Genomic DNA, 10,381 nt, shown 5'->3' with positions numbered 1-10,381 from the left:
AAGGCGTCGCCATAGCCCATCACCACCGCCTGGCGGTGGACGATCTGGGACAATTGCTTCATCGCCATCAGCGCGGCGTCGCCGATGCCCTGCAGGCGCTGGGTGAACAGATTGAGCGTCTCGGTCGCGGTAGCGTTGCCCCAATTTATCCTGTCCTGCAGGCGCGAAATGTGCAGGTCGGTGCGCTCATTCAGCACCTGGTTGATGATCGCAAGCCCCACCGCACCGCCGAGGTTGCGCGTCAGGTTGAACAATCCCGAGGCGTTCTTGACCCGATCCGGCGACAGGGTGCCGAGCGCGATGGTGTTGGTCGGCACCATCGCGAACATCATGCCGATGCCGCGCAAAATTTGCGGCAGCAGCAGTTCGTAAAAATCGTACTCGCGGGTGATCCACGTCATCTGATAGGAGCCGAGCGCGAAGATGACGAGGCCGCTGGCGATGATCAGGCGCAAGTCCACCTTTTGCATCAGCCGACCCACGACTGGCGCACACAGGAACATGGTGATGCCGGAGACGAACATGGTCTCGCCGATCATCAACGCGCTGTAGCCGCGCACTTCGGCGAGGTAGCGTGGATACATGTAGGTCAATCCGTAAAGGCCGATGCCGACACAGAACGAGATCAGGCAGCCGATGCCGAAATTGCGGTCGGTGAAGGCGCGGATATCGACGATCGGCTCTTCCGCCGTCAGCACGCGGTAGAAGAAGGCAATTGCGGAGAGGCCGCATACCCAGGCGAATACCGCGACCGAGGTGTCCTGCAGCCACTCATATTGCGGCCCTTCCTCGAGCACATATTCCAGCGAGCCGAGAAAGCCCGCCATGGCGATCAGGCCGAACCAGTCGAAGCGATCGAGCAATTCGAAATTGGGCTCATCGAAGTCGACCAGGGTCAGCACGCCCACGGTGATGCCGATGCCGGGGACGATATTGATGAAGAATAACCAGTGCCACGACATGGCATCGGTGATCAGCCCGCCGACCGTCGGGCCGATGGTCGGCGCCAGCGTCGCGACCAGACCGATGATCGGGCCGACGATGTAGAATTTCGAGCGCGGAAACACGGTGTAGGCCGAGGCAAAGACCGTCGGAATCATGCCCGCGCCCAGAAATCCCTGGATCGCGCGCCATAAAATCATCTGCTCGATCGAGGAAGCGAGCCCGCACAGGAAGCTCGCCACCGTGAAGCCGGCGGCGGAAATCGCAAACAGAAGCCGCGTGCCGAATGCGCGCGAAAGGAATCCGGACAGGGGTATGGCGATCACTTCTGCGATCAGGTACGAGGTTTGCACCCACGACACCTCGGTCGAGCTCGCCGACAGGCCGGCCTGGATATCGCTGAGCGAAGCCGAGACGACCTGGATGTCCAGGATCGACATGAACATCCCGCACACCATGATCAGAAACGCGATCAGCCGCCGCGGCGCGATGCGGTCGGATAGCTCTGCGGGAGCGCTCGTCACTCCAAAGCTAGCGGTGGCGCCATTGGCCATGATCTTGCTCTAGCCGCATCGGAGGTGCGCTCCCTCTCCCTTTGGGAGAGGGTTGGGGTGAGGGGTGACGGTCTCTCGTGAGAGCAGTAGCCCCTCACCCGATTTGCGGAGTTTATCATCGGGCGGCGCTTCGCGCCGACCCGTTGGCAAATCGACCTCTCCCCATCGGGGAGAGGTGAAGGGTTCGTGCGGATGGTGCTGCCGCTTCACGGTCCAACTCAATCTCGTCACGCTCTACTGCGATTGCACCGTCGCCGGCGCGTCGAGGTCGGCGTCGTTGTCCGCATCCTTGGCGCCCTCGGTGGTATCGACCGTGGCATAGACCGACATGCCGGCGCGCAACAGGTTTTGCCTGGCAACATCCTTCGGCACGCGAATCCGGACCGGAAGCCGCTGCACGATCTTGGTGAAGTTGCCGGTGGCGTTGTCGGGCGGCAAAAGCGTGAACACGCTGCCGGCGGCCGGCGAGATGCTCTCGACCACGCCTGCGAATTTGCGATTCCCGTACGCGTCGACCGAGATCGTCACCGGCTGGCCCGGGCGAATGCGCTTGAGCTGGGTTTCCTTGAAATTGGCGTCGATGAAGACGTCATCGAGCGGCACCACATTGCCGAGCCGCTGGCCGACCACGACGAAATCGCCCGCGTTCACCAGGCGATTGGAGAAGGTGCCGTCGACCGGCGCGCGCACCGAGGTGAAATCAAGATCGCGCTGGGCCTTGGCAAGCGAGGTCTGCAATTCCGACAACTGCGCGCGGGCTTCCGCCTGCTGCGCCTTGGTCACCTCGACATTGTCGCGCGCGGCCTCAAAGGCGGCGCGTGCCGACCTCACCGCCGCCATGCCCTGATCGCGGCTGGCTTCCGAGACCTCGAAGGTCGCGCGCGAGGCATAGCCCTTCGAGCTCAATTCCTGCTGACGGTCGAAATCGAGTCCGGCCCGCTTCAATCCGGCTTCCGCGGAAGCAAGTTGGGCCTTGGCCTGTTCGACCGCGCTTTCCTGCGCGACGATCTGCCGGCCGATGCGGTCGATGGTGGCCTGCTGCGTCTCGATCCTGCTGCGCGCCGCATCCACCGCGATGCGATAGTCGCCGTCGTCGATCTTGAACACCGCTTCGCCAGTGTGGACGATCGAGTTGTCGCGCGGGAAGATCGCCGCGATGTGCCCGGACACGCGGGCACCGAGCAGGGTGTTGTTGGCGCGCACATAGGCGTCGTCGGTCGAGACATGGAAACGGCCGACCAGAACCCAGTACACACCATAGGTCGTGGCGGCGAGCGCCAGCAGTATAGCCACGCCCATCAGGACAAATTTGCGCTTGCCGGATTTGGCGGCGGCTGGCTTCGCGGAAACTGCAGGCGCTGCGGGCTTGGCGACGGCGGGCCTTTCCGGCAGTTCGGCCGCGCGGCGCGAGGTGGTGTCGTCAGAAAGCTGGGCGCGAATGGAGTCGGCGATCGCGGCGGGAGCTTCGCGCGCCGTATCGTTCTCTGCCGAATCCGGCTCGCTGCGAAGAATACGCGCGGCCTGATCTCTCGCTGCGGCCATAAAGGCCTCCTCCCCCAGCTGTAAACTTGACGCGGACAACAAGAGTCCTGCCCGTGAACTCAAATTAACATTGACCGAACGGTTCGGTCAAGATATATCACGTCGGAGATCATAATGCGGGAGCTCCTTCGCAACGGTTTCCAAGACGTGAATTTTTTCAGAGAGCCTAAACTAATGGTTGCAGCTCCATCGACCGATCTTCGCATCGTCGCCGACGAGGATTCCTCGAAGCGCCGACAAATTCTCGAAGGCGCCCGTAAAGTCTTCATGAATCTGGGCTTTGACGGCGCCAGCATGGGCGAAATTGCCCGTGCCGCCGGCGTCTCCAAAGGCACCCTTTATGTGTACTTCGCCGACAAGAGCGCCCTGTTTGAGGCAATCGTCGAGGAAGAGACGCTCGAACAGGGCAAGGTGAGGTTCAATTTCGATCCCGAGAGGGATGTCGTGACCACCCTGACCGAGTTCGGCCAAGCCTATATCGCCATGATCTGCCGGCCGGGCGGAGGATCTGCGATCCGCACCGTGATGGCGATCGCGGAGCGGATGCCGGAAGTCGGCCGCCGCTACTACGAGCACGTGCTGGAACAGACCATCAGCCGTCTCGCCGCCTATCTGGACGCCCACGTCAAGCGCGGGGAGCTTGCGATCGACGACTGCCAGCTCGCTGCATCTCAGTTCATGCTGATGTGCCAGGCCTCGCTGTTCCTGCCGTTCATTTTTCAGGCCGCCCCCGCGCCATCCAGCGAGCGCATCGCGCAAGTTGTCGGCAACGCGGTCCGGATTTTCCTCGCAGGGTATCAGGAGAAGAGTTGAAGCCGTGGCGTCTGCCTTCGTCCTCTGACCGTCATGGCCGGGCTTGTCCCGGCCATCCACGTCTTGCAAAATCTCTGTGTGGCGGCTGGATTCACATATCTTCTGACAAATCGTCCAAACGGCATTCTGTATGTCGGCGTGACTAGTGCTCCGATTCCGAAGTTCGCAAATATTCGCGGCGACCTCTGATGCGAACTTCGGAATCAAAGAAGCACTAGCAAGTTAATGTTTGTAGCGCGGTTTTTGAATTTGAAGTTCCTATGATGAGCTTGCAGCAACACTGATGATAGGAACTTCAAATTCACCGCGCTAGTGACCTTGTGCGTCGCGTCTTTGAGCATCGTTCTGGGTTCGTTGAAGGCTTTACGAGACGCTATGGGTTGAAGCGGCTCGTTTACTTCGAGGCCTTTGATAGCATCCGAAATGCGATCCAACGCGAGCATAATATCAAGCATTGGCCGCGTGCCTGGAAGGTTCGACTGATTGTCGCCAACAATCCGGATTGGGACGATCTTTACGATGTAATCACGAATTAAAGACGTGGATGGCCGGGCATAGGCGAGCGGAAGCGACGCCGTTCTTCGAACGGCTATGCCCGGCCATGACGGGCCTTTGTCATTTAGCCTTTCAAACAGCATAAGGAAGCGCACACCTTCGCCTTCCCGCGGCGCGGAACGCGCCCGGGTTTTTACAAACACGACGTCCCTCGATGACGAGGGCGCAGGGAATGCCGGATGCACGGTCGCACCCGCAGCCTCGCGTGCGAAACAAAAAAGCACACGAGCAAGTCCACCACAGGTCCGCCGAAACGATCCGGCACTCCCTGCGCGAATGGTTTTAACGGCTTATTCCGCGCTCTCCCCGGCGATCGGGCTTTCTTGTCACCGTCATCCCTGAGAAGCGTTAGCTTCTTGAGAACTTGATGCCAGCGTCGAGGCATCAGGACCACGCGGCTTCGCCGTCCGCCTCATGCGCGTTCGTCTCGCCGCGCCAAAGCGTCCACCGCATCCCGCGCCCAACGTTCGTGACGATCGCGAAACGCCCTTCTTTGTGGGCGCGGGATGGCGTGGAGTCTGCCGGTGATTTGGGTTGGGGATCAATCGTGCGACTTGCGACAAATCAACACGACGGGCAAATCAGTTGTTATGCGTGAAATGTTGTCAAGCGGGGAGATCAATGCCGCGCGGTCATTCCGAGGCGTCATCCCTCCCCCTTGTGGGGAGGGTCGGCAGGGCTGCCCCCACCCGACCGGCCTTCGGCCGGCCACCCTCCCCACGCGTTCCGCGGGGAAGGGATAAATTAAGCCGGAAGACGATTTAGTCGGAGCGCCCCTAATCGTCCTCGAACTCGTCTTCCTCGCTGACCTTGTCGCGCTGGCGCGGACGGGCTTGCTGGCGGGCGAGCGATCCCGTGACCAGGGATTCGCGCGAGGCGTAAGGGTTTCGCTGCGCGGCGCGCGCGGCGACTTCCTCGCCGGACACCGGGGCCGGCTCGCAGATCAGGCGGCGCGAGGCGCGCCGCATCAAATCGACGTGGATGTGATCGTAGTGATAGGCGTTGGAGCCCGGCGCCAGCACGGTGGAAAATTGCTGACAGGCCGAGGCCTCGACGTCGCGCCAAAAACCCTGCTCTCGCGGCGGGCCGCGCCAGCCGTCTTTCACCGTGATTTGCCGCCCGTCCGCCAGCGTGAAGGCTGCGATATCGAGCGCATTGCCGAACGCGTGCTCGGAAATATGTGCCCATGAATGGCCATTCATGCCGCGGCAGGAATAGGCCGAGATCTGTTTGATCTCGACCACCCGCATGCCGAACCAGCGCATCGATGCCGGCTGCACCGAATCGGAAAGCCAGTGGTCGAGCGCGGAGACGATCGGACACGCCAGGGTCGCCGCCGGCTTCACGGCGACCGGAGCATACCCAGTGACCGGATTTTGCGGCGGCGGACCGAGTCGCAGCGAGTGATAGCGATCGGCGGGCGGCAGGGCCGGCGCCGCGGCGCGCTCGGGATAAGAGGGAGCGTAGGCGTCGCGCGGATTGATTGGCGGATTCGGTCGTTGTGCGGGCTGGCTCCGCCACGCCGGCGTCGGTGGAAGATTGATATCATCTTCAGCCGCAAGGCCCGGCGGGCGCAACGAGATCGGACCGGGCGGCGGCGCGCCGTAGCCGGGCGCGCGCGGTGGGGCATCAGGATAATATGGCGGGCGTGAAGGATAAGGCGCAGGCGCGGAATAGGGTGCGGGCGCAGGAGGCGGAGCGGCCTCTCTGATCGGCCAACGCGGCTGATTGCCGATCGGCGCAGGCGGCCGCAGGTCCTCGTCGGCAAAACCGAACGTGCCAGTGCTTTCGCCGAGTGCGGTGACCTTCAGCGGAAATTCGGCGCCGCAAACACCCGGGCCCGAAATCGGGCTCATCCGCACCAGATCGGCGCTCTCCTTGACGGCGCCGGACTTCAGGCACGCGACTTCAGCCTCGGTCCGCCACGGCTCACGCTCTTCGAAAAAGAAGCGACCGCAACCCGCCAGCGAGACAAGGACGAAGGAGCCGACGAGATACCAACGAACTCCGTGCGCCATGCGCAGAACTTCAACGAATTTATTTAAGGACTCATCAACGCCTTGATTTCACGACTCTTTAACCACGATTGTGCGGCGCATAGACAGCGAGTCTGACTTTTTTGCCGAAAACCGCGTTGCTACCTTGCTTCGCGAACACGGCCAGTAGTGACGTGAGCGGGAGAGGTGGATGACCTTTCGTCCTTTCGTGAGCAGATTGGGCGTATTGACCGCGTACATTGCCATTGCGTTTGTCGGCGCCATCGTGCTCGGCGTGTTTTAGCGTCATCTAGCGTTCAGGGAGTGCCCAACGTCGCTTGCGAAGAGCAACGCGCGAACAATGGTGATTCGCACCATACAACCAAGTCGCTTCATGACGGGGACCCTCCAAGGTGCGCTTCAAATCCAGAGCGGTCGCGCCCGCGCAGGATGTGATGTGAATCACGCGTGCCTGGCGGGCGGCGCCGCCCGCAATCGTCGTGACGTCCTGTGATGCGGATCACGGAAACGATGACCTGCCCCACCTAAGGTCGCCTCGCGTTCGCAAGGCCCTTACCGGCTCAACCCCTGGAGACCGTCATGACAAAGCTCACCATTCTCGCCGCCTTGTTGCTGACCACGACGTGCGCCCACGCCGGCAACAATTCGGTCTCGTTCGAAATCGACGGACACAAGATCCGCATCGAGGCGCCGAAGAATTGCGACCAGCTTTCCTGCATCAAGATCTCCGGCTTCGACTTCAATGGATTTGGCTCGAAGCGGTTCGACGACGATGACGATGCGGCCGCAAAGCCCGATGCGACGGCGCCAAAGCCGGCGCCTGCGCCAGCGGTGCAAGGCAGCGCGCCGCAAGCGCCCGCCGCAGCTGGCGTGAGCACCGCGCCTGCGCCGGTCGCCTCCACTCTCCCTGCGGTGAAGAATGATGCTGCGCCACCTTCTCCGCCCGACCCTTCCACTGCTAATCCCGCCCCGGCTGCCGCCGCGCCGGTTCAGGCGTCCATATCGCCGATCGGCGTCTGGGCCACCGAAGAGGACAAGGGAGAAGTGCGCATCGAACCGTGCGGCCAGAATCTCTGCGGATTTGCGGTGAAGACCGGCGATAAGATCCTGATCAACATGAAGCCGTCAGATTCGAAATGGGTCGGCCTGATTCACGATCCCGACAGCGGCAGGAATTACGAGTCCATGATCGCGATGAAGGGCGCGAACCGTTTGCGGGTTCAGGGCTGCGCCTTCGGCGGGCTGTTCTGCGGCGGGCAGACCTGGAATCGCGTGAGCTGAGTGGTAGATAACAACGCCCTCCTCAGTCATGGCCGGGCTTGACCCGGCCATCCACGTTTTCGACAGGCAAAGAAAAGGCGTGGATGCCCGGGCATAGGCGAGCGGAAAGGACGCCGTTCTTCGAACACCGGGCATGACGACACACAATGCCAACCCCATTCATCCCGCATTCAGCCGAGAACAGCCTCAATCCGGTCCGTCATCACCATTCCATTCTTGCCGGGGCTCCACAACCTGCGGCAAAAAGTGGAATCTCCGCTTCGACCGCTTTGAGACATTGAAGGCAGGGGCATGATCGTTTCATCGAATCGCTCAGGTGCGGGCGGAAGAGGCGTGAGCATCAAGCGGCGACGGCCTTCCTTCGCGCTTTGCCTGCTCGGTTTTTACCTCGCGCTGGCCGGCTCGGCATTTGCTTACACGCCAAGCTCTGCTGTCGAAGACGGATTTTTGCCGGCAGCAATGCCCGCGATCTCCGCTGCGGCAAGGATGGCGCAAGCCCAGCCTTCGCCGGCGCCCTCCCCTTCGCCGGCGCCGCAGCCTGTGCGACCCGCGGCATCGCCATCGCCCGCGCCTTCCCCTGCATCACCCGCGTCAGCGCAAGCGCCGGCCACCGAGCCGATCGGCAATGTCGCGACCCTGACGGGGACAGCGACGGTGATCCGCAACAAGGATTCGCTGCCGCTCAAGCTCAAGGACGACATCTACCTCAACGACGTGCTGGCGACGTCGGCCAATTCCACGCTCGGCATCACCTTCAACGACGCCACCACCTTCAACCTCACCGCCAATGCGAGGATCACGGTCGACAACTACATCTACGAGGATGGCGGCAAGCAGAACTCGGCGCTGTTCGACATCACCAAGGGCACCGTGGCCTTTGTCGCTTCCGCGGTCGCCAAGAGCGGCGACATGAAAATATCGACGCCGTCGGCTACGCTGGGCATTCGCGGCACCACCGGACTTGTCGAGGTGGACGGGACGACGGCGGGCGCTCACAACATCAAGCTTTATCCCGATCCCGACGGCCGGGTCGGCCATATCGACGTCAGCGACCGCAACGGCGTACGGCTCGGCGCGCTCACGCAGGCTTCAAGCGGCTTCACGGTGAGAACAGGCGCCGCCGGACGCGTCACCGCCACGCCGCTTACGATTTCGCCGCAACAAGCCGCACGCGACCAGGGCATCGTGCGCCAGGTGCACGCGGCGCAAGTCGTCGGCCGCCAGGTCGTGACCGAGCAGCGCGCGTTGCGGCAAAACCGCACCCCAGGTCAGCCGGGCCAGCAGCGGCAGAACAATCTGCAGCAAAACCGGCCGGGTCCGAACCAGAAGGGCGCGCCGAACCGCTCGGGCCAGCAAGGCCAACCGCCGAACCGGACGGGCCAGCCGGGTCAACCGTCAGGACCAAAACAAGGTCAACAGCCGGGGCAGCAGCAGAATCAGCCGCAGCCGGCTACACCCAATCGTGCCGGGCAACAGGGACAGCAGCCGTCAGGCGGGCAACCAGGGCAGCAGCACACGCCGGCTGCGGAGCAGCATCATGCGCCGGGTGCGCATCAGCCGGGATTGCAGAACCGCCCCTCTCCGCAGCCGAAGCGCCCGCCCGCTGCGCCAAAAGGCAAGAAGGAGAAGAGGCGGTAGGCTCGTGTGTTGTGAAGATTAGCCGGACCTCCATGATATGGTCGTCCCTGCGCAAGCAGGGACCCATAACCACCAGCAGGAGTGAGAGCGAAATCGCTTGGTCGTCGTTCGTCACCCAATAAGCGCCGCGGCGTATGGGTCCCCCCTGAGTTCGCGGGGACGACGGGGAGATGTCCAGCTCACCCCGGCAACCGCAATAACGGCTGACCCGCCAGGATGCGCGCGCCCTCGCGCAAATTCTCGCAAAATTCAAAACAGTCCGGCGTCAGCACGATGATGGTCGAGCCGTGCTCGAACCAGCCAAGCTCCTCACCCTTGCGCACATCCGCCTCGCACGGAAAGACCGAAGGTCCCCGCGTCTGCGCGTTGAGCACGATATCGAGAAAATGCAGCCGGATGCTCGCAACCAGGATCGCCGCGACCGGCACCAGCGTCAAGGACAGCCCGGAAGCGAGTCGCGCCTGGATCACCGCGCGCTCGTTCTTGCAGAACAGGGCCTCGATGCGCTTCAACGCGATCGGATTGACGTTCCAGGTATCGCCGCGGATGAAGGTCACCTGCTCGATCCGGCAATCGTGCGGCGCGTGGAAGCGGTGATACATGCTCGAGGTCAGCCGCAGCGTGACGAAGCGCCCGTTGCGGTGGGCCTCGACGAGGGCGGGATCGCCGAGCAGATCGAGCAGCGAATATCCCGCGCCCTTGACCTGAAACAGCTTTGTGTCCTCGATGGCGCCATACGCGCCGATGATGGCGTCGCTCGGGCTGACCACGATCGAAGGGTCGGGATCGCTCGGACGCAAGCCCGGCTTGAGCTCGCGCGTAAAACAATCGTGCAGGCTTAAAAATTCGGCCTTTTTGGCCTGGCTCAGGTCGAGGTCGGAAAACATCCGCCAGCACGCGATCGAGGCGTCGCGTACCAGCGGATGCTCGAGTTTACTGAACCAGCCCATGAACCGCGTCAGCGCCGCCCGCGGGATGCGGTTGGTCAGGAGGAAGTTGAGGTCCTCCTGCTGCGTCAGGGCGGAGATCAGACGGCGGACTGTCATTAATCTGTCAGAT

Annotated in this window: 8 protein-coding genes; 4 read left to right on the top strand and 4 right to left on the bottom strand. The window is 62.5% G+C overall.

Annotated elements, in window-relative coordinates:
- A partial coding sequence (locus VNX23_RS09485) for a DHA2 family efflux MFS transporter permease subunit (protein ID WP_325629344.1) occupies window positions 1-1,496 on the bottom strand: 1,496 nt, incomplete at its 3' end.
- A 234-nt stretch (window positions 1,497-1,730) separates the two neighbouring features.
- Window positions 1,731-3,038 (bottom strand): HlyD family secretion protein, encoded by a 1,308-nt coding sequence (locus VNX23_RS09480; protein WP_325629342.1) that lies wholly within the window; start codon window positions 3,036-3,038, stop codon window positions 1,731-1,733.
- 174 nt (window positions 3,039-3,212) lie between these two features.
- Between VNX23_RS09480 and VNX23_RS09475 the strand changes: the two genes are divergently transcribed.
- Window positions 3,213-3,851: a TetR/AcrR family transcriptional regulator gene (locus VNX23_RS09475; RefSeq protein ID WP_325629340.1), complete on the top strand. Its 639-nt coding sequence runs from the start codon at window positions 3,213-3,215 to the stop codon at window positions 3,849-3,851.
- Window positions 3,852-4,150: 299 nt separating this feature from the next.
- Window positions 4,151-4,387 (top strand): GIY-YIG nuclease family protein, encoded by a 237-nt coding sequence (locus VNX23_RS09470; protein ID WP_414642966.1) that lies wholly within the window; start codon window positions 4,151-4,153, stop codon window positions 4,385-4,387.
- 795 nt (window positions 4,388-5,182) lie between these two features.
- Here the strand turns inward: VNX23_RS09470 and VNX23_RS09465 are convergent.
- Window positions 5,183-6,424, bottom strand: coding sequence for an extensin family protein (locus VNX23_RS09465; RefSeq protein WP_325629338.1), 1,242 nt, complete (start codon window positions 6,422-6,424; stop codon window positions 5,183-5,185).
- Between the two features lie 558 nt (window positions 6,425-6,982).
- Between VNX23_RS09465 and VNX23_RS09460 the strand changes: the two genes are divergently transcribed.
- Together VNX23_RS09460 and VNX23_RS09455 are read left to right on the top strand one after the other, a co-directional pair.
- A complete protein-coding gene (locus VNX23_RS09460) occupies window positions 6,983-7,684 on the top strand; it encodes a DUF2147 domain-containing protein (protein ID WP_325629336.1) in 702 nt (233 codons plus the stop codon).
- A gap of 333 nt (window positions 7,685-8,017) precedes the next feature.
- The gene (locus VNX23_RS09455) at window positions 8,018-9,322 is read left to right on the top strand and encodes a FecR family protein (RefSeq protein WP_325629334.1); all 1,305 of its coding nucleotides are present in this window, start codon (window positions 8,018-8,020) and stop codon (window positions 9,320-9,322) included.
- Window positions 9,323-9,501: 179 nt separating this feature from the next.
- Here the strand turns inward: VNX23_RS09455 and asd are convergent, their stop codons facing one another.
- Window positions 9,502-10,368 carry an archaetidylserine decarboxylase gene (asd, locus tag VNX23_RS09450; protein ID WP_325629332.1) on the bottom strand — a complete coding sequence of 289 codons (867 nt, stop codon included), beginning with the start codon at window positions 10,366-10,368 and terminating at the stop codon, window positions 9,502-9,504.
- Between the last annotated feature and the right edge of the window lie 13 nt (window positions 10,369-10,381).

Origin of the sequence: Bradyrhizobium sp. (assembly GCF_035570375.1) — a bacterium.
Classification (GTDB): domain Bacteria; phylum Pseudomonadota; class Alphaproteobacteria; order Rhizobiales; family Xanthobacteraceae; genus Bradyrhizobium.
The sequence above is the reverse complement of the archived record's forward strand: the minus strand, read 5'-3'. Positions and strand labels throughout refer to the sequence as shown.

What these genes read in the sequence shown, in the direction of transcription:
- VNX23_RS09480 (WP_325629342.1), bottom strand. Translation starts at nt 3,038, where the DNA reads ATGGCCGCAGCGAGAGATCAGGCCGCGCGTATTCTTCGCAGCGAGCCG.
- asd (WP_325629332.1), bottom strand. Translation starts at nt 10,368, where the DNA reads ATGACAGTCCGCCGTCTGATCTCCGCCCTGACGCAGCAGGAGGACCTC.
- VNX23_RS09475 (WP_325629340.1), top strand. Translation starts at nt 3,213, where the DNA reads ATGGTTGCAGCTCCATCGACCGATCTTCGCATCGTCGCCGACGAGGAT.
- VNX23_RS09465 (WP_325629338.1), bottom strand. Translation starts at nt 6,424, where the DNA reads ATGGCGCACGGAGTTCGTTGGTATCTCGTCGGCTCCTTCGTCCTTGTC.
- VNX23_RS09460 (WP_325629336.1), top strand. Translation starts at nt 6,983, where the DNA reads ATGACAAAGCTCACCATTCTCGCCGCCTTGTTGCTGACCACGACGTGC.